The sequence below is a fragment of the Candidatus Omnitrophota bacterium genome, from assembly GCA_021735655.1.
In the GTDB taxonomy this organism is placed as follows: Bacteria; Omnitrophota; Gorgyraeia; order Duberdicusellales; family 4484-171; genus JAHKAJ01.
Window position 1 is genome coordinate 19,172 of sequence record JAIPGM010000008.1, and the last position, 19,783, is coordinate 38,954.

Here is a 19,783-nt window from a genome sequence, read left to right on the forward strand (position 1 = left end):
ACCCCACACCTAATTAGGTGTGGGGTTTTTCTTTTTAGTCAGGTATTCAAGCGGCCGCCTTATGGTGCTATTTTTTTAGATTGTTTACATTGCAATATTTATATGTTATTATATTTAGGGAGACTCATGAAGAAGATATTTTTTTTAATATTAATTGTTTTTATTGCTTTAGCTACTTATAGTAATTTGGTTTTTGCCCAAGATAGCCAAACTGCTAAAGAACTTGCCACTGAAGGACTGCTTAAAGAAAGAATCTCTGCCTTGTATGAAAAAGCAGTTTCTTTTTATAATCAAGATAAACTTAAAGAAGCTGACGAGTTATTGATTAATATTCTTAAGGTTGATCCTTTGCATGAGGGGGCAAGCCTGTATTTATATGAAAAGATTCCTGACCGTATAGCTAGCCGAAAAGCCCAAGAAAAAGATTTAAAAATACAAGAAGAACTTGCCCGTAAGAGACCGACAAAGGAAAACATTGATGCGTTATATAAAAAGACAGTTACCTTATATAAGAAGAATGATTTAAATAGAGCTAAGGAGTTTTTTGGTAAGGTTCTTGAGCTTGATCCAAATCATAAGGGGGCGAAACTTTATCTAGATAAAAAGATTCCCGATAGAATCGAAGCCGAAAAACAACAAGAAAAAGATCGTCTAAAGAATGCGAATAAAGAAAAAGTAGATTCTTTATATAAAAAAGCTAAAGTTTTTTATGATAATGGTCAACTAGATAGGGCTAGCGATATGTGCTATCAAATATTTGAGCTTGATCCTGACCATAAAGGGGCAAAGGTTTATTTGCGCGAGAAGATCCCTAATAAAATTGAGCTGGCTAAGCAGATTGAGGAGCGCAAAGCCACAGAGTCAGAGCAAGAAGCTGAGACAGAAAGAGAAAAGGCTTTAAAGGAAAAGATTAAGTCCCTTTATAAGCAGGGAGTTTCCTCATACAATAAAGATGAGCTAGGTTCGGCCAAGTATTTTTTTGGCCAGGTCCTTGAGCTTGATCCTGATAATTCAAATGCCAAGAAGTATCTCCAAGAGAAGATTCCAGATAAGATTGAATTATCGGCTCTTGAAGCAAAATATCGTTTAGAACTCCAAAAAGAGGAGGAAATTTCAGAAAGAGCTCGCCAAGAACAATTTGTTAAGGAAGAAGCTAGGATTGAGGAAACGACTAGAATTTATAAAGAGCAAATTGCTGAAGGTAAAGTCCAGACCATTAATGTCCAAGAGAGCGTAGAGGATATCCCAATAGACATTCCAATTGGCGATGAAAAAGATTTAACTGAGATTGAAAATGAGGCTAGTCAGGAGCAGTTTATTAAACAGGAAGCGATTGTTGAGGAGAAAACTAAGATTTATCAAGAGCAAATTGCTAATAGCGAGGTTTCAGTTCAAGAGGTTCAAGAAGAAGAAAAAAAGCCTATTGAAAATAAACCAGTTGCAGTTAATAGTGCGATCGAAGAAGAAATACCTATTGATAAATATGCATCGGTTGACAGTAGCCAATATGAGTATCTTGTAAGCACCGGCGATAGCTTAGAGATATCTTTATATGGTGAACCGGACATGAAACAGGTAACTAAAGTATCTGAGGAAGGGTTGATAACCTACCCTTTTTTGGGCTCAATTAAGGTGAAGGATCTTAACGCCAGAGAGATTGAGGAAAAGATTGCTGGTTTATTAGGCGAAGAATATTTTGTAGATCCACAGGTAACGGTTGTAATTAAGGTGCATGCTAAGTTTAATATTTTAGGAGAAGTGAGGCGACCGGGAAGTTATGAAATTAGCGGCCCAACGACCGTAATCGATGCTATCTCTGTAGCTGGAGGATTTACTGACATAGCCAATAAGAATGGTGTGAAAGTTGTTAGGAAGGATGGAGATCGAAACAAGGTTATTAAGGTTCCGGTACACCGTATTTTAAAAACCGGCGACAGCTCAAAGAATATCTACTTAAAGAAAGGGGATACGATCGTAGTCCCTGAATCTTTCTTCTAGCCTTCCGATTTTTAAAATACCTTATCAAATGAAAGAAGAAATTAATATTCCTTCGAAATTCACTACAAGAGTATTCTTTATGCAGCATATTGCTCCTTATAGCTATGTGAGAAAGTTTTCGGTGGATAAGTTAGTTCTAGACGCAGGCACGTCAACCGGTTATGGAGCCTTTTATTTATCACAAGTAGCTAAGTTATCTGTAGGTATGGATATTAATCCTGAAGCAATTTGCGAAGCACAGAAAAATTATTTTAGAGATAATTTGAAATATTTAACCGGTAATGTATTAGAGATGCAGTTTCCAAATGAGCATTTTGATATTATTATTTCATCACAGGTGGTTGAACATATCGAGCTGGACAAGTTAGATACTTATCTTTCGGAAATTTACCGAGTGCTAAAGAAGGATGGGATATTTTTTGTGAACACCTTAAATTTATTGCGAAATCTTAAAGGTCGGAGCATCGAAGATTATGATAAAAACCCTCATCACGTAAAAGAATTTAGGTCCGAAGAGCTCAGAGAGTTTCTTTTGAGACGCTTTCCTAGGGTTGAAATTTTAGGCTCCCGTAGAGGCTTACGTCACAATGTTTATCATCTTTTTAAGAAAAGCGGCATATTTAAAAATGCGCCGGACAGTCTTAATCCTCTTAAAAGATTTTATGAAAACAAAATCAGCGTAGATGATTTTAGGTATTCATCTTCCAATCTAGATAAGTCTATAGATTTACTGGGTGTGTGCAGAAAGTAGAATTTATAGCGTTATTTGTCTATCAGCCCCGTATCTTTAGAGTGCGGGGTTTTTATTTACAAATTAGAGGAATTACCTTATAATTAACTTTTAATATTAAGTCATTAAATAATCAAGGGGGCTAGATGAAAGATCAAAAATTTTCTCAAGAAGAAATTAAAGATGGTGCGCCGTTTGCAGCGCTTTCCTATGTGGGGATTCTTTGGATTTTAACTTTTATCCTAAAAAAAGATAATGCTTTTGCCAGATTTCATGCCCGTCAGGGAATAGTTATCTCAGTAGGACTTTTAGGCTCGTTGCCATTTTTGACAGTTCCGATTCTTGGTCGGATATTTGGGCTGTTATCGTTAATTTTAGTTGTCGCTTCTATCTATGGAGCAGTACTTTCACTTACTGGAAAGACCGATAAAATCTACCTGATAAGCGACATAGCCAAAAGGTTGGTGGTTTAAATGAAAAAGAAAGCTGTCTCTGAAAAAACAGCCCATTTGAATAAAGGAGCTAAGACAACCTTTGAAGATAATTTTATCAGTTCAGATACTTGGCGTATTTTTAGGATTATGAGTGAGTTTGTTGATGGCTTTGAAGGTCTGTCTCGAATTAAACGTGGGGTAACTCTATTTGGTTCCAAGTGTACTCCTAAAAAACATCCTTATTATAAATGCGCAGTTGATACGGCTTATCTTTTAGCAAAAAATAACTATAGCATCATTACTGGTGCTGGAGCCGGAATAATGGAGGCAGCTAATAAAGGTGCAGCTAAGGCCGGAGGAGTTTCAGTTGGTCTTAATATTCTTATTCCTCAGGAGCAGATGCCAAACCCTTACATAAACTATCTGATGGAGTTTAAGTATTTCTTTGTCCGTAAAGTTATGTTCACTAAATATTCTTATGCCTCAGTAGTTTTTCCCGGAGGTTTCGGAACTTTAGATGAACTTTTTGAAACCTTAAGCTTAATCCAAGCTCGAAGAATTGAGCCCATACCGCTTATTTTAGTTGATGAAGATTATTGGGGTGGTATGCTTAGCTGGATAAAAGAGCGTTTGTTAAAAGGCGGCGCAATCGACCGAAGAGATACTAAGTTATTTAAGGTAGTGAATACTCCTAAAGAGGTGCTTTCGTCGATAAAAGAGTTTTACCAAGGTAAAAGAGGCTGGAAATAAAAAAATGAAGGGATTTGTTCGTATTTGGAACGAAGTTGACCTTCAAGACATTGAAAAGAGCCTTATTGTGGTCGGTGATCTTAGTAGCGAGTGTTTTTGTTGCCACAAATTAGGAATTGAGTTAAAGAGCCGCAACTGTCCCGATTGTGGGGCATTTTTTAAGTATATGGGCTTTCGTCGGAAGGTCCAACCTAACTTCCTCAAACGGATCAAAGAAGAGCAACCAAGGCTAATTCTGATTGATTTTGACGACCTTAAGCGGGCTATCGGCAATCGTGATGCTCGCAAACTTCTTGATATCTGAAAAAATTTACAGTCACTCCTTAATCTGCTAATTTTTTAATATTTTTCATTCACAAACCCTAATTTTTGCGCTAAAATACTGTATAGCATAAGTTTAGTATAACTGCGATAACTGCGATAACTGTTAACAGGAGGAAAAATGAGTGGTGAAATTTTAACTGTTGGCGATGTCTGTGAATATTTGAAGATACCACGTTCAACCCTTTATAAGCTTTCTAAAGATAAGATTATCCCGGCTTTTAGGGTTGGTCGGCACTGGCGTTTTCAAAAGGAAAAGATTGAAGCCTGGTTGGAGGGGCAAACTAGCGAAAAGGTTAGTCGGCAATAATATGTGGTATTGGGTTTTTAAGCATATATTTTGGATTTTATTCACTGTCCTTTTTAGGCTTAAGGTAGAGGGTTTAGATAATTTACCGCAAAAGACAAATTTTATCTTAGCGGCTAATCATGCTAGTTTTTTAGACCCGCCTTGTATTATGGCTGGTATCCCAATGAGGGTTTATCCGATTGCCGCAAGACATCTTTATAAGGTAGGATTAGTTGGCTGGTTTTTAAGAAAAATAAATGCTTTTTCAGCCGGAGGATCATCAAGCCTGGCAGTTAAACTGTTAATGGAAGGCAAGAATGTTGGTTTATCTCCAGAAGGAAAAATCAGTCTTAATGGTCAACTTAATGAATTTAGAAGAGGGGTAGCTTTGTTAGCGGCAAAAACCGGTCGGCCGGTTGTTCCTTGCGCTATTTTTGGTGCTTACGAGGCTCTTCCTTATGAAGCTAAATTTCCTAAATTATTTTCACCAATTAAACTAAAGATAGGCAAACCAGTGTATCTTTTAAAGGAGTTTGATGATGAGATTGACCCTATCTATCTGCGCGAAGGTACTTTTAAGATTCAAAATACAATAAAGGAGTTACTTAATGAAGAATAAGGGTTTAGTAAAAATAATTGTTTCTCGGACCATACCAGCCGATATTCCTAGTATAGTTCGGGCCCTAAGCAAAGTTGAAGAATTCCCTGAATATATAGCGACAATTAAACAGGCCTCAATAATAGAAAAATCCCGTAACAAGATGAAAACGAAATGGCTTGTTCAGGTTGACCATGTCCCAATAAGTTGGATAGAGGAAGACACTTTAAATCTTATAAAAAATACGATTACTTTTAAAGCCGTCGAAGGGGATTTGCAAGAATTTAAGGGGGAGTGGAAGTTTCAGGCTAAGCCTGAAGGAACCTTGGTTACTGTGACTGCTTATTTAAGAATCGACATACCAGCGATAAAAGATTTCGTTAATACTTATGTAGAAAAGATGCTAGTTAAGAATTTTACGGCGATATTAAAAGGTATCGAGAAGCGTTTAATTTCAATAAGATATAAAGGCCAGGGAAAAGATGAGATTAAAAAGATAGCCGGATTTGGAATCATTGGCCATTTGTATAATTTTTATCATTTGGAAAAGTGCCTTAAGATGCTCAACCCTGACTTTAAGATGCCTTCACGAGAATTTTTGGGAAATCTGTTTAACGTTACTCCTTCGTTCAAGCTTTACGATATAGTAGACTTTAAGTCTAAATCCGGAGGTAGCGTTGATGGATGTTTCATTGTTGCCACTTTTATTCCTGATTTAATTGAAAAAGATATCTGGTCGATATTTTCGAAGGTGGTCCGGGCCTGTAAGATTGCTGAGAAACACGGGGTTGGTATAGTTACCTTAGGTGGCTTTACTTCGATTGTTGCCGAGCGGATTGGTCAGGCAATTAGTGAACAGGTTAACGTTCCGATTACCACTGGAAATACCTTTACTGCCGCAATGACCTTAGAAGGAGTTTATCGGGCGGTTAGAGCTTTAAATTTAGATATTGGTTCGTTAAAGGTAGCTATCGTTGGCGGGACCGGAGACATTGGAAGTGCTTGTGCTCGAGTTTTAGCTGATCAGGTCAAACAATTGTCTATAACTGGTAGGACCAAAGCTAATTTAAAACAGCTTAAACAAGAACTTAGCAAAAAGCATAAAGCCAGGATAGTTGCAACTACTAATAATAAAAAGGCAGTAAGTGATGCTGATGTAATTATTGCTGCAGCTAGTGCTACCGAGTCAATACTTTCGATAGATTGGTTTAAGCCAGGGGCGATAATTTGCGATGTCGGCTACCCAAAGAATATTTCTTATGCCCAGACCGAAAGAGATGATATTCTTATTTTTTCTGGAGGTCTAGCTCGGAGCCCTAGTTCAATTAAGCTTCCGATTGATTTAGGCTTACCGAACTCGGAAGTTATCTATGGTTGTTTTGCTGAGGCGATTATTTTGTCTTTAGAAAAGCGTTATGAAAACTACAGTTTTGGTCGGGGAAATATTACTCCTGAGAAAATTAAAGAAATAAAAGAGCTAGGAGAAAAACACGGCTTTGAAGTTTCCCGATTCTGGTGGGGTGACAGGCTGCTCGATCAAGCGGCTATCGACAGAATAAAAGAAAGAGTTAATCTTGGAAAAGAACAACTAATATAAGCTAAAGTTTATGAAAGTGCTAGTTACCGGAGCTGACGGGTTTTTAGGTTCAAATCTGATTAGGCATTTGCTTGTTGCCGGGCATAAGGTTAAGGCCTTGATCCACAGTGATAAGGATTACGATGCTTTAAGCGGGCTTAAGGTTGATAAGTTAAAAGGCGACGTCCTTAGTCCAAAGTCGATTGATAAGGCAATGGCTGGGATTGATGCTGTATTCCATCTAGCCTCTTTATATAAGTTTTATCCTTGGTGGCAGAAAAAGGCTGGTCAGATCTATAAAGTAAATGTTCAAGGCACAAGAAATGTTTTAAAAGCCGCCAAAAAAAACAATATCAAACGTTTTATTTTTACCAGCAGTATTGCTTCTTTAGGTAAACAGCTTGGTAAAAAACCGAGCGACGAAACAACCGTGCTTAATCTAAAAAGTAGAATTAGTCACTATGCCCGTTCAAAAGTATTAGCTGAAAATGAAGTTTTGAGTTTTGTCAGACAAGGCTTACCGGCAATAATTTTAAATCCAGCAGCTTTAATCGGTGAACGTGATTTTAAGCCAACCCCAACCGGTCAGATGATTATAGATTTTTTAAATCATAAGCTTCCGGTGACTTTTAATGGGATGATACCGTTGGCTGATGTTGATGATGTAGCTAGGGCTCACCTGGTAGCTCTTGATAGGGGTAGAGTCGGTGAGCGTTATATTCTTTGTAATAATCGGGCCTATCCTTTGAAGGAGTTATTTTATTTAGTTGAGCAAATATCCGGAGTTTCTGCTCCGCGGTTAAAGATACCTTATCCTTTGTTAATGAGTTTTCTTTATTTTGATGAGGTTTTTTCTTATTTTTTAAAGAAAAGACCGCTTTTATCGAGCTCGGCGGCAAGATTTTTCCGCCGGGCAACGGTATTTGATAATAGTAAGGCAGCCAGGGAGTTGAGTTATGCGACCACTCCGATTACTACTAGTTTAGAAAAGGCCGTTAACTGGTATAAGGAAAATAGCTATGTCCAATAATAACAATTATAAGCTATCAAATATTTATTGGCTTAGCTTGATCAAGTAGTTAAATAAGCAATATGTTAGATCTGATTTTTAATCCAGCTAATTATTATTGGAATCCTCATGCGGTTCTCTATCATTTAGTAGGAATTCTTACTTTGCTTGAGGGCATTTTTATTTTTAGTCAGAATCGTAAATCCTTAGTAAATTTAGCCTATGGCCTTAGTTGTTTATCAGTTGCTCTTTGGCTTACCGGAACCGGCATGGCTTTAAACAGTAAACTTGAACTAACTGCTTTAATTTGGACCAGGACTTATTTCTTTTTAGGAGTAATATTTAATACTCCTTCGATATACTTTTTTTCAGTTGCTTGGCAGAAATCGCTTTTTCCTCAAGAGGAAAACAAAAAAATAAAAATAGTAATTTTTAACTTTCTTTGCGGTTTGGGGTTCTATATTTTTTGTCTTAACTCTAATCTTTTTATCCAGGGTTTCTGGAATCATTCCTGGGGGTTTTACCCTAAGGCCGGCAGTCTTTATTTTATTTTTGTCGGTTGGGTTTATGCTTTGATGATGCTTATGTTGTTTAATTTCATCCAGGTTTACCGCAAGGGGGGTGATCCGGTTATAAAAAAACAAGCTAAATTAATGATTATTGCTTTTTCGATTGGCTACCTGGGCACAGCCGAGTTTTTGATGGACTATGGATTTACTCTTTATTTTTTAGCCTTTATTCCGGTGTTTATCTGTATTACTATTGTCGGTTACAGCGTTATTCGCTATCGGACTATGGATATTGAAACGGTAATCCATAAGACCGCTTTATGGATTTTTTCTTATTCGCTTATTGCGGCTCCGATATTTTTTCTCTATAACGGGCTGTCTGAGAAGATTGAGAGTTCTAACTTATTGTTGTTTATTTTTTGGACAGCTAGTTTTTTGGCGGTTACCGTTTATTTACGGTTAATTCAACCAAAAATTGATCATTTTTTCCAAAGACGTAAAGCTAATTTGGAAGACATTTCTAGTGAATTTACCAAAAATCTTGTCCATTTAAAGGGTCTTAATCAGCTAATCGAACGCATCAAAGAAACAATCACTAATGCTTTTTATCCGCAGAATATCGATATTTTAATCTATGGCCAGGATGATGAAAGATATCAAGATGAGCCATTTTTGCTTTGGTTGGTTAAGAATGACAAAATTGCCTATCGTGATTTTATTGAAATCGATCCGGCTTATTCAGCAATTCGTAGCGATGCCAGAAAATATTTCGACTCAGTAGCCGCAGCGGTAGTTGTTCCTTTAGTTTTAAATGAACGTCTTTTGGGGGTAATTAATTTAACCAGAAAATCAAACCTAAAACGCTACGCTGCCGTAGATTTTAATTTTTTACGTCTGCTGAAAAACCAGTCGGCAATTGCTATATCTAACTCTTTAGTTTATGAGAACATTGAAGAGCAGGTTAAAAGGCGGACTGAGGAGTTAGTTGAGGTGCAGAAGCAATTGATTCAGGCTGGAAAATTAGCTACTGTTGGTACTTTGGCTGGAGGAGTAGCTCATGAGATAAATAATCCTTTGGCGGCAATTTTAACTAATGCTCAGATGTTGCTTATGTCACCGGATGAGCTCAATGTTGAGGAGGCCCGTGAATCATTAGAGTTAATCGAAGAGGCGACCAAGCGTTGTCGAACCATCGTCAGAAAATTAATGACCTATGCTCGAAAACCAGTAGAATCAACAACAATTTCTAAAATAAACCTTATTGATGTTGTCAATAAGGTGAAAGCCTTCCTTGATTATCAGTTTAAGCAGGAAAATATTCAAATAGTTGTCGTTGCTGAAACTAGCAACTATCCGGTAGTCGGCAATCAGAATGAGTTAGAGCAGGTGGTAACCAATATAGTTTTAAATGCCAAGGATGCTACGAAGCGGGTTAAAAAAAGCGGCATTATAGATATATCGTTAATGAGCAATGATGGTTGGATAAGGCTGGATATCAAAGATCAAGGCTCTGGCATTTCAAAAGACCATGCTTTAAAGATTTTTGACCCCTTTTTTACTACTAAAGACGTAGGAAAGGGGTTAGGTTTGGGTCTTTCAATATCACAGTCGATCATTGAGAAGTATAAGGGTTCGATTTTTTTTCATTCTCAGGAAGGTGAGGGCACTATTTTTACCATAAATCTGCCTGAGGCCTGATAGGCTTGGTCTTTATGCGGTTTTAGTATATAATGTATAGATTATAGAAAAAGGTAATAAAATGAATGATTTTTGGGATGTAAATAAAATAAAGAAGGTTTTACCTAAAGACTATCCTTTTCTTTTTATCGATCGGGTAGTTGAGATTGATTTGGTTGAAAAAAGGATAAAAGGCCTAAAAAATATAACCGTTAATGAGCATTTCTTTTCAAACCACTTTCCTGGTAAACCAATTATACCAGGGGCAATTCTGGTTGAGGCAGCCTATCAGGCGAGTATTATTCTTTGTGTTGCTCTTGGTGAGGATAGCCAGTTTAAGATCGATTACTGTTTAGATAAGGTAGAGGCCAGTTTTTTTAGTAAGGTTAGAGCCGGAGATCAACTTATTTTAGAGGCCAAAGCCGAGAAACTAACAGCTAAAACAGCAGCAGTCAGAGTGGTTGTTTCAGTAAGTGACAATAAGTGTGCCGAGTTAACTGTTTTTTTAAAGCTAAATAAAGGGGGCTAAGATGGTTAAAAGAATTTTAATTATTGAAGATGAACAGATAATAACTAAAAGTTTACAGCGTTTGCTAAAAAAAGAAGGTTATCAGGTAGAGATTTCTAATAACGGGGCAGATGCTCTTGAGAAAATAAAGGCTGGAGAGTTTAATTTAATAGTCAGCGACATTAGAATGCCAGATATGGATGGCATTGAGACAATTAAAGCTATTCGAAAGTCTCTCACCGAGCAGGGCAAGCCTTTGATTCCTGAGATATTAATTACCGGTTATGCTGATGAGTCTAAATATCAGGAAGCTTTGGAGCTAAAAGTTGCCGATTACCTCTATAAACCTTTTGACATTAAAGATTTCCTAGAGGCAGTTAGGAGAAATATCAATGCTTAAAGGAAAAACTGCAATTATTAGCGGAGCCAGCCGTGGCATTGGCCGGGCTATTGCAATGAAATTAGCCACCGAAGGTGCAAATATATCTTTTAGTTATTTAAACAGCAAAGTTGCTGCTGATAAATTAGAAAATGAGATCAATTCGCTGGGTGTAAAAGCTAAGGGCTATCAATTAGATATAAAGGATTTTGACTCAGTAAGTAAGTGGGTCAGTGATACTAAGGAAAGTTTCGGTGGTTTAGACATCATAGTTAATAATGCCGGAATTATTATTGATAAAGCTCTGGCCTTGATGGAACACTCAGATTGGAAGAGTGTTTTAGATACTAATTTAGGCGGTTTATTTAACTTAACCCGGGCAGCAATTATAACTTTAATAAAACAAAGGTCCGGTCAAATTATTAACATTACTTCGGTAACCGGAATGGTCGGGATGGCTCGTCAGACGAATTATGCGGCAACTAAGGCCGGAATCATCGGCTTTACCAAGTCTTTGGCCAGAGAAGTTGGTTCTTATAATATAAGAGTTAATGCGATTGCTCCGGGCTTTATTGAAACTGATATGCTCAGCGGCCTAAAAGATAAATATCGAGAAGATGTCACTCAACAAATTCCTTTGCGGCGGTTTGGCAAGCCTGAAGAAGTCGCTGGTTTGGTAAGTTTTTTGGCTAGTGAAAAAGCAGACTATATTACCGGCCAGGTAATAGTTGTTGATGGCGGGATGACTTAATTTATGGATAAAACTGTTGTTGTAACTGGAGTCGGCGTACTTTCTCCAAACGGGATTGGCAAAGCTGCTTTTTGGCAGGCCTTAAAAGATGGTAAGTCGGGAATTAAGCCGATTACTATTTTTAATCCTGGTTTTTTTAAGAGTAAACAAGCCGGAGAGATATCTGATTTTAAGGCTGAGGAGTTTTTAGGGACAAAAGGACTTCAAAATACCGATCGAGCTACTAAATTAGTTTGTTCAGCCTCAAAGTTGGCCCTGGAGGATTCAGAGTTAAATATCACTGAGCGAAACACCGACAATATTGGAGTAGTTACCGGGACCACACTTTCATTATGGAATATTGCTGAATTGAGTCGGGAAATGGTTGAAGACGGCCCGCAATTTGTTACTGCCGGAATTTTTCCCGGAACTACCATAAATAGCGCATCGAGCCAGATATCAATTCGTCATAAGATTAAAGGTTTTAATACTACGATTTCAACCGGCTATACTGCGAGCCTAGATGCTCTTAAATATGCTACAAATTTCATTAAGCTTGGCCGAGCAAAGGCAGTTTTAGTCGCTGGAGTTGAAGGTTTAACTTTTGCCGGGTTTACTGGTTTTTATAAGATTGGTTTTTTAGCCGGCATAAAGGGGGAGGAAATATCCTGTCCTTTTGATAAAAGAAGGAATGGAATCGTTTTAGCTGAGGCAGCAGTAGTTTTAGTTGTTGAAGATGCTGAGCACGCTGAGGCCAGAGGAGCTAAGATTTATGCTGAGCTAGCTGCCATTGAGAATTCATTTGATGCTTTTCGGGCTGCTAAATATGAGCCTCAGGCTAGTGGTTTAAAAAGAACGATGCTTAAAGCTTTAAAGTCAGCTAAGCTGCATGGGGAAGATATTGATTATGTTTCTTCAGCGGCTAATTCAGTTCCTCAGCAGGATGCTTTAGAGACTATGGCAATAAAGGAAGTTTTTAATATTTATGCTGAGAAGACTCCGGTAAGCGCAATTAAGTCAATGGTTGGTGAGTCGGTGAGTGCCGGAGGAATCATGCAACTGACAGCCGCTTTAGGTTCCCTTGAAGAAGGGTTTATCCCGCCGACAATAAATTATCGAGAAAAAGATCCTGAATGTGACCTTGACTACGTAGTTAATCAGGCTAGATCGCAAGAAGTAAACAATATATTAGTGAATAATTTTGGTCCTGGCGGCAATAATGCCACGGTTGTCGTCAAAAAATACGGAGGTGTATAGTGGTACCCGAAGATTTAGGAAAACAAATTAAGGATATAGTCGCAAGAGTTATTGAAATTGAGCTTGATCAGGTTACTCCCGATGCTGACTTTATTAATGATTTGGGAGTAGATTCTTTGAAGGCAATTGAGATTACCGGAGCCATTGAGAAAGCCTTTCGGGTAGTTGTGCCGGAAGAAAAGATTCGTGATATTCGCACCCTTAACCAGGCGATCAGTTTAACTCAGCAGCTGCTCCAAGCAAAAGGATAAGATTGAAAATGACTTGGGATAAAGAAAAAGTAAAGTCTATTCTGCCGCAAAGAGAACCTTTTTTATTTATTGATGAGGTAATTGAGGTAGATGAAGGTAAAAGAATAGTTGCTAAGAAGTATCTTGATCCTAAAGCTGATTTTTTCAAGGGGCATTTTCCCGGTAATCCGGTTATGCCTGGGGTTTTAACTATTGAAGCTATGGCTCAGGCGGCAATATTAGTTTATTCAACCGCAAAACCAGAAATAGCCAAGAAGAGGCCAGATTATTATTTTGGTAGCGTTAAGGCAAAGTTTAAATTGCCAGTTTTTCCTAATGAAACATTAATTTTAGAGGCCGAAATTATTAAAGTTACTGATTTTGGCGGAGTAGTAGATACAATTGCCAGAGTAAAAGATAAAGTAGTAGCTCAAGCAAGCAGTACTTTTGGGGTGAAGTTGAGAGATGAATAACGATAGACGAGTAGTGGTAACTGGTATTGGGGTAATCTCAGCAGTTGGTAATGGCAAAGAGACTTTCTGGAAAGCAATCAAGGAGGGAAAGTCCGGAATAAGCGAAATTACTTCAATGGATACTTCAGTTTATAAGTGCCACTTAGGTGGTGAGGTGAAGGATTTTAATCCTGAAGAGTTTATTCCTAAGCGGAGAATAAAATTTCTTGGGAGATCTTCTCAACTAGCCATAGCTGCATCAAGTCTCGCTTTAAAAGATGCTAAGCTTGACTATAAAAGCACTGAAAGAAAGGAAATGGGGGTTATTGTTGGGACAACTACTGGCGAACGACCCTTGGAGGAGCTTTTAGCCTCTTGGGCTAAGGGTGGCTTTAAAGATGTTGACCGGGCAAAAGTATTTCAAGCCACAGTGAATAATATTTCGGCTAATGTTGGAATAGAGTTTAAGGCTCGAGGGGTAAATTATCTTATTCCTACGGCTTGCGCTGCCGGAAATTACGCAATCGGTTGTGGATTTGATTTAATTAGAAGTGGGGATTTAAACTTTGCTTTAGTTGGCGGAGCCGATGCTTTTTCTAAATTTGCTTTTACCGGGTTTCAAAGGATTTATGCTATGAGCCCTGACTTTATGCGTCCTTTTGATAAAAATAGAAGAGGGATGATGCAGGGGGAAGGTTCGGGAATGCTTCTCCTAGAGTCTTACAAATCAGCTAAGAAAAGAGGTGCTGATATCTATGCTGAGGTTTTAGGCTATGGCTTATCTTGTGATGCTTATCATGCGACAGCACCTGATCCAAAAGGAATAGCTAAAGTTATGGAGAAGGCCTTAGCTGAGACCGGCCTAACCTATAAAGATGTAGATTATATTTGTGCTCATGGAACCGGAACCGGTCCAAATGATAAGGCCGAGTGCATAGGTATTAAGGCGGTTTTTAAAGAACGCTCTAAAGAGATTATGGTTAGTTCAATAAAATCTATGCTTGGTCATGCTATGGGGGCAGCTTCGGCAATTGAAGCAGCTGCTTGTTGCCTAGCGGTCAAAGATGATATCGCGCCGCCAACCATAAACTATGAGACCCCTGATCCTGATTGTGACATAGATTGTGTCCCGAATAAAGCCAGAAAGGCAAAGATTAATGTAGCCCTTAATAATGGTTTTGCTTTTGGCGGTAACAATGCCTGCGTGGTTATTAAAAAAATAGAAGATGCCTAATAAATATGACGTTATAGTTATTGGCGCTGGGATCGGCGGATTAACTGCTGCTGCCATACTAGCCAGAAATGGCAAAAAGGTGTTGGTTTTGGAGAAGAATCCTATAGCCGGAGGTTATGCGGTTAATTTTAAGAGGGGTGAGTTTGAGTTTGATGCTTCTTTACATTTGCTAAACGGGTTTTTTCCTGGAAAACCAACTTATCACTTTTTGCAATTAGCCGGAATTGATAATAAAGTAACTTTTTTAAAACCCGAATATCTTTATCGTTCAGTTTTTCCGGATTACGATATCAGAGTGCCACAATGTGACCCTAAAGCCTATATTAATATTTTAGCTAAATATTTTCCTAAAGATAAGCCCAAGCTTGAAGAATTATTTAGTTTGATGTATCGTATATTTTGTCGAATTCAAGATATCGAAGGTGACAAAATATCACCGGCTGAGTTAACTGGTTATATCGGTAAGACCCATCAAGATGTTTTAGATGAATTCAAAATTAGTAATCAGCTGGCCGCTTTAATATCACAAGTTTGGCCTTTTATTGGTACCCCGCCGTCTCAGCTTCCTTTTTTAGTTTTTTTGTCATCTTTCAGTGATTTTATTTACAATGGTGGATATTATCCGAAAGGCGGCGGCCAAGCAATTTCAGATGCTTTGGTTGATGTAATTTGTGAGAACCAAGGAGAAGTTATTTTCAAAGAAAAGGTTAGCAAAATTCTTATCGAAGGTAATTCAGCGTATGGTTTAGTGGACCAATTCGGTAATGAGTTTTTTGCCAAAGAAATAATTTCAAACATTGATGCTAATTTTCTTTTCGGTGAGTTGATTGAAAATAAATATTTGCCTAGTGATTTTTTAGATAAAGTTTCTCGTTTTAAGCCATCAATTTCGGCTTTCCAGGTTTACTTAGGTTTAGATATCGAAGCAGGCAAACTCGCTATAAACGACTATACTATATTTTCTAATCCTGACTATGACTTATCTAAACAATATCAAGAATCTTTGGTTAATAATGTTGAGGTGGTTCCTATAGAAATAAGTTTTCATAACTCTCTGTTTGATTCTGGCTTTCCTAAATCAAGCACTTTGAGTATAGTTTCTTTGGCCGGCTATGATTTTTGGCAAAATCTATCAAAACAAGAATATGCGGTAAAAAAGAAAAAATTGGCCGATATTTTAATTAAGCGAGCTGAAGACTTTATTCCTGGTTTATCGGGAAGGATTAAATTGATTAATATAGCTACGCCAATTACTATGGAGCGTTATACCGGGAATTCAGCTGGTGCTATTTATGGTTGGAGCCAAACTATGGATCAATATGGTTCAAAGAGGATGCGGCAGAATACACCAATTGATAATCTTTTTCTTGTTGGAGCCTGGACTAGACCAGCAGGAGGAGTTTCTGGGGCAATGCAATCCGGAGCAATGGTATCGAAAAAAATCCTAATTAATGCAGCTAATGTCAAAAAATAAAAGAATTGTTGTTACTGGATTGGGTCCTTTGTCAGCCATTGGTATGGGCAAGGAGGCTTTATGGAAGTCTGTTTTAGCAGAAAAGACGGGATTGACTTTAGAAAAATACAGTATCAATGGTCAGGAATTGGGTGACTATTATGCCCATCGGATCAAAGATTTTGATATTAACGATTTTAATATTGATAAAAATATTTTGGAAGATATTAAGGCTTGGAAAGAGCAAGCTAATCCCATCGATCTTTTTTATCTTTTGGCTGTAGTTAAGTTAGCTCTGAGTGATTCCAAAATAAACTATACTAATAGAGCTGAAACAGAAAGATTAGGGTTGATAGTAACGCATGAGAATCCTGGCCTAGACCAATTCTATGAAGAAGTCATAAACGAGTCTTATGATTTTCTAGTAAAGGGTAATAATAGTGTAATTTCTCGGAAGGATTATTTTCAAGAATTTTATCGAAAATTCGCCAAACGCGGTTACGAACTCCAGACTTTTATGCCGCTTTTTCATTTAGCTAAAGTTTTTAATATCCATAATTACTCTATATTCTTATGCAATGCTTGTGCTTCGGGTTTATTTGCCGTCGAGGCAGCCGCTGATATTATTAAAAGTGGTAAATGTAACACAGTTGTGGTTGCCGGGTCAGATTGTACCAGTATTTTTAAATATCTTTGGTTCAAAGGATTAGATATGTATGCTGAAGATGGTAAGATAAAGCCCTTTGCTAAAAATAGGAATGGTTTTGTTACTGGCGATGGTGGAGCTGGCATCGTATTAGAAGATTTATATAGCGCGTTAGAAAGAGGCGCTCATATTTATGCTGAATATTTAGGAGGAGGATTTCATTTAGAGGGTTGGAAAGTTGCTATGCCGGAGATAAACGGTGATTCATACAAAAAAGCTATCATGCAATCTTTGCAAAGAAGTGATGTTCCAAAAGAGGCAATCGATTTACTTGTACCTCATGGCGTGGGAACTACGGCTGCCGATTATTATGAGGCAAAGGCTATTACGAGTATATTTGGTAAAAATTGTAAAAAACCTTTAATGGCAGCTTTGAAGCCTTATATCGGCCATAATTTGGGAAGCACAGCCCTATTGGAATTAGCAATTTCAATATTAGCTTTAGAGAATAATTATTTACCAAAAACACTCAATCTTACCGAAGTTGATCCAAAATTAGGAGTTAATTTAGTGACTACTTCTAAAGCTTATGATATGCGAACATTGATGAAGACAGCTTGTGGATTTGCCGGTTACAATGGTTCAGTTATTCTAAAAAAATATACTAAATGATAGTTTTTAATCTTTTTACAATTTCAGGCTTACTAACTGGAATTACTTGCTCTTTCTTGGCGGTTATTTTACTTATTTTTGGTCGGGTAAAAGAAGTTAAGCTGACTCGTTTATGGATGATTTTCAACACTGTTGTTGCTCTTTGGGATTTTAGTTTATTTTTTATTGGTCAAGCGACAAATAGTTTAGTTGCTTTTGATCGGTGGAGGCTAGCTCATGTACCGGGCTTACTTATAGCCCCGCTTTTTTTACATGTTATTTATGTGTTTTGTGGTATTCAGCGACGTAAGTTTTTGGTTTTTTCCTATTTAGCCGCATTAACCTATATAGTTTTAGACTCTTTTAATTTATTAAGCTATACGACCCAATTAATTTTTGGGGCGTTTTACTATATTAAACCGATTGGTCCGCAATACACTGCATTTGCTACTCTTTGGCTTTATATCATTGCACACTCTTTGTTTGTTTTGTTTCGTTTCTATAGAACTGCTTCTGGCCATAAGAAAAACCAAGCTTTATATTTTTTAATTGTAATGCTAGTTGGATTTAGCGGGGGATCAACCCATTTTATTACCGCAATCGCTTTTTCTAAAGGTATTCAAATATATCCTTTTGGGCAATTAGGTGTAGCTTTGTATTGTATAGTAGCTACTTACGCTATCCTTAAATACCGCCTTATGGATGTTAGAATATTTGTTTCCCGGGCCGCGGCTTTTCTCATTAGTTATCCTTTCTTTTTGAGTATTCCTTTTATTTTTGCTTATAGGACGCAAGTAGAGCTTCATTCTTTGATGGGTGCTAATTGGTGGCTTGTGCCGGCTGGTTTAATTATCTTTTTTTCCAGTTTATCACCGATAGCCTATAGCCAATTAAAAATTAGGATGGAGGAAAAGCTTCTGGCGGATCAGAAGCGTTACCAAAAATTACTACTTCAGGCAGCAAGTGGTATGGCTACTGAGCATAATTTGAATAAACTTTCAAAACTCATTGTTTATATTGTTAAGCGGGCGGTAAAGGTAGAATTTGCGACTATTTTTATCGATGATAAAAATGATGGGGTTTACCGGATGAAAGCTTTTCGGGATACACAACGGGAAGCGCCATTTGCAAATGTGACCTTTCTTTATGAGCACTCTTTTATTAGATATCTAGCTAAGCATAGCGAACCTTGCATTTATGAAGAGTTACCAGAAGAGATTAGGGCTTCTTTGGGGGCATTTTCTAGCGCAGCTTTAGTTATACCTTCAGCTGTTCAAGATGAGCTTTTAGGTTTTGTTATTCTAGGGGCAAAGCTTAATAAACAACCCTATAGTGATGACGATGTAAATGTTTTTAAGATTCTTTCGCATCAAGCAGCCTTGGCTATTGAGAATAGTTTATTTCTAGAGGAAACTAAACAGGCACAGGAGAAGATATTTGCTGCCGAGAAGCTAGCTTCAATCGGTGGCATGGCTGACGGAGTGGCCCATCAGATTAAAAATCGTCTTAATCAATTTTCAGTAGCTAGTGGTGAGTTAAAGTATGAAATAAAAGATTATTTAGCCAAGCATCCGGCGATTACTAAAAATAATAAGGATTTGAAGAAAACCCTTAAATATCTTACTGAAATAGCCGACTCTCTCATAAATAATGTAAAGCGTACTGATGGGATAGTTAAGGGAATCCTTAACTTTGCCCGAGTGGAAGAGACCAGCACTTTTTTCTCTCAGTTTTCTTTAAAAGAGGTAATTGATTTGTCTGCCGAACTATTAAAGATAAAACATGAGATTTTCGAAGCTCCTTTGGATATTAAGCTAGGTTCTTCAGATACTGTTTATGGTATAAAATCTCAAATTACCGAGGCGGTTTATAACTTATTAGATAATGCTTATGAAGCTACTCAGGAGAAGAGAGCTCTCATGACCAAAGAAGGTAGGGATGGTTTTAATCCTCTAATTAAGATTAAGTTAACTCATAAGGCAGGCGTAAATTTGCTTGAAATTTCCGACAATGGTATTGGGATGAGAGATGAAGATAAAGCGAAAGTGTTTGCACCCTTTTTTACTACCAAATCGTCTTATAAATCAGGAACTGGAATCGGGGTGTATGTTGTTAAGCGTATGATTGAAGAGAATCATAAGGGCAAGGTTCACTTTAGTTCCACTTACATGGAGGGAACTAAATTTTTTGTAGAATTGCCAAAAAAATGATAAGATAAATGGTATATCCCTCGCGCCTAAATATTCGAAAAATTTCTACGATATTTTTCGAAGGCGCTTCGGGATCAATTCTAATGAGACTGTAATTTTTCTCAATCAATGAGAAAAATTACATAGTCGAATTATCATTGAG

At 37.5% G+C, this 19,783-nt stretch carries 20 protein-coding genes; all 20 read left to right on the plus strand.

The features are described from left to right. The first annotated feature begins 126 nt into the window (after positions 1-126). The 20 genes from K9L86_06565 to K9L86_06660 all read left to right on the plus strand — a co-directional run bounded on the left by K9L86_06565 (position 127) and on the right by K9L86_06660 (position 19,641). Positions 127-1,998, plus strand: coding sequence for a polysaccharide biosynthesis/export family protein (locus K9L86_06565; protein MCF7908514.1), 1,872 nt, complete (start codon positions 127-129; stop codon positions 1,996-1,998). A gap of 28 nt (positions 1,999-2,026) precedes the next feature. Continuing rightward, entirely contained in the window at positions 2,027-2,749 is a 723-nt protein-coding gene (locus K9L86_06570) for a class I SAM-dependent methyltransferase (GenBank protein MCF7908515.1), read from the plus strand. A gap of 125 nt (positions 2,750-2,874) precedes the next feature. Continuing rightward, positions 2,875-3,201 (plus strand): hypothetical protein, encoded by a 327-nt coding sequence (locus K9L86_06575; protein MCF7908516.1) that lies wholly within the window; start codon positions 2,875-2,877, stop codon positions 3,199-3,201. Further along, positions 3,202-3,912, plus strand: coding sequence for a TIGR00730 family Rossman fold protein (locus K9L86_06580; GenBank protein ID MCF7908517.1), 711 nt, complete (start codon positions 3,202-3,204; stop codon positions 3,910-3,912). Positions 3,913-3,916: 4 nt separating this feature from the next. Continuing rightward, complete coding sequence (locus tag K9L86_06585; GenBank protein ID MCF7908518.1) at positions 3,917-4,216, plus strand: hypothetical protein; 300 nt, start codon at positions 3,917-3,919, stop codon at positions 4,214-4,216. A 138-nt stretch (positions 4,217-4,354) separates the two neighbouring features. After that, positions 4,355-4,543 (plus strand): helix-turn-helix domain-containing protein, encoded by a 189-nt coding sequence (locus tag K9L86_06590; protein ID MCF7908519.1) that lies wholly within the window; start codon positions 4,355-4,357, stop codon positions 4,541-4,543. 1 nt (position 4,544) lies between these two features. Continuing rightward, positions 4,545-5,141, plus strand: a complete 597-nt coding sequence (locus tag K9L86_06595) for a 1-acyl-sn-glycerol-3-phosphate acyltransferase (protein ID MCF7908520.1) — start codon at positions 4,545-4,547, stop codon at positions 5,139-5,141. Then, on the plus strand, positions 5,131-6,717 hold the full coding sequence (locus K9L86_06600; protein MCF7908521.1) for an NAD(P)-binding domain-containing protein: 1,587 nt from the start codon (positions 5,131-5,133) through the stop codon (positions 6,715-6,717). The genes K9L86_06595 and K9L86_06600 overlap by 11 nt, the downstream gene beginning before the upstream one ends. A gap of 10 nt (positions 6,718-6,727) precedes the next feature. Then, entirely contained in the window at positions 6,728-7,726 is a 999-nt protein-coding gene (locus K9L86_06605; protein ID MCF7908522.1) for an SDR family oxidoreductase, read from the plus strand. A 62-nt stretch (positions 7,727-7,788) separates the two neighbouring features. Further along, positions 7,789-9,912: a GHKL domain-containing protein gene (locus tag K9L86_06610; protein ID MCF7908523.1), complete on the plus strand. Its 2,124-nt coding sequence runs from the start codon at positions 7,789-7,791 to the stop codon at positions 9,910-9,912. A 61-nt stretch (positions 9,913-9,973) separates the two neighbouring features. After that, on the plus strand, positions 9,974-10,420 hold the full coding sequence (locus K9L86_06615) for a 3-hydroxyacyl-[acyl-carrier-protein] dehydratase FabZ (protein MCF7908524.1): 447 nt from the start codon (positions 9,974-9,976) through the stop codon (positions 10,418-10,420). Position 10,421: 1 nt separating this feature from the next. Continuing rightward, on the plus strand, positions 10,422-10,799 hold the full coding sequence (locus K9L86_06620; protein ID MCF7908525.1) for a response regulator: 378 nt from the start codon (positions 10,422-10,424) through the stop codon (positions 10,797-10,799). Continuing rightward, positions 10,792-11,529, plus strand: a complete 738-nt coding sequence (fabG, locus tag K9L86_06625; protein ID MCF7908526.1) for a 3-oxoacyl-[acyl-carrier-protein] reductase — start codon at positions 10,792-10,794, stop codon at positions 11,527-11,529. The genes K9L86_06620 and fabG overlap by 8 nt, the downstream gene beginning before the upstream one ends. A 3-nt stretch (positions 11,530-11,532) precedes the next feature. Then, entirely contained in the window at positions 11,533-12,765 is a 1,233-nt protein-coding gene (locus K9L86_06630) for a beta-ketoacyl-[acyl-carrier-protein] synthase family protein (protein MCF7908527.1), read from the plus strand. Continuing rightward, on the plus strand, positions 12,765-13,016 hold the full coding sequence (locus K9L86_06635; protein ID MCF7908528.1) for an acyl carrier protein: 252 nt from the start codon (positions 12,765-12,767) through the stop codon (positions 13,014-13,016). The genes K9L86_06630 and K9L86_06635 overlap by 1 nt, the downstream gene beginning before the upstream one ends. 8 nt (positions 13,017-13,024) lie before the next feature. Next, entirely contained in the window at positions 13,025-13,468 is a 444-nt protein-coding gene (gene fabZ / locus K9L86_06640) for a 3-hydroxyacyl-ACP dehydratase FabZ (GenBank protein ID MCF7908529.1), read from the plus strand. Next, the gene (locus K9L86_06645) at positions 13,461-14,681 is read left to right on the plus strand and encodes a beta-ketoacyl-[acyl-carrier-protein] synthase family protein (GenBank protein MCF7908530.1); all 1,221 of its coding nucleotides are present in this window, start codon (positions 13,461-13,463) and stop codon (positions 14,679-14,681) included. Before fabZ ends, K9L86_06645 begins: the two co-directional genes overlap by 8 nt. Further along, positions 14,674-16,155 carry an NAD(P)/FAD-dependent oxidoreductase gene (locus K9L86_06650; GenBank protein ID MCF7908531.1) on the plus strand — a complete coding sequence of 494 codons (1,482 nt, stop codon included), beginning with the start codon at positions 14,674-14,676 and terminating at the stop codon, positions 16,153-16,155. The genes K9L86_06645 and K9L86_06650 overlap by 8 nt, the downstream gene beginning before the upstream one ends. Then, positions 16,142-17,452, plus strand: a complete 1,311-nt coding sequence (locus K9L86_06655; protein MCF7908532.1) for a hypothetical protein — start codon at positions 16,142-16,144, stop codon at positions 17,450-17,452. Before K9L86_06650 ends, K9L86_06655 begins: the two co-directional genes overlap by 14 nt. Then, entirely contained in the window at positions 17,449-19,641 is a 2,193-nt protein-coding gene (locus K9L86_06660; protein ID MCF7908533.1) for a GAF domain-containing protein, read from the plus strand. The genes K9L86_06655 and K9L86_06660 overlap by 4 nt, the downstream gene beginning before the upstream one ends. Positions 19,642-19,783 lie beyond the last annotated feature (142 nt).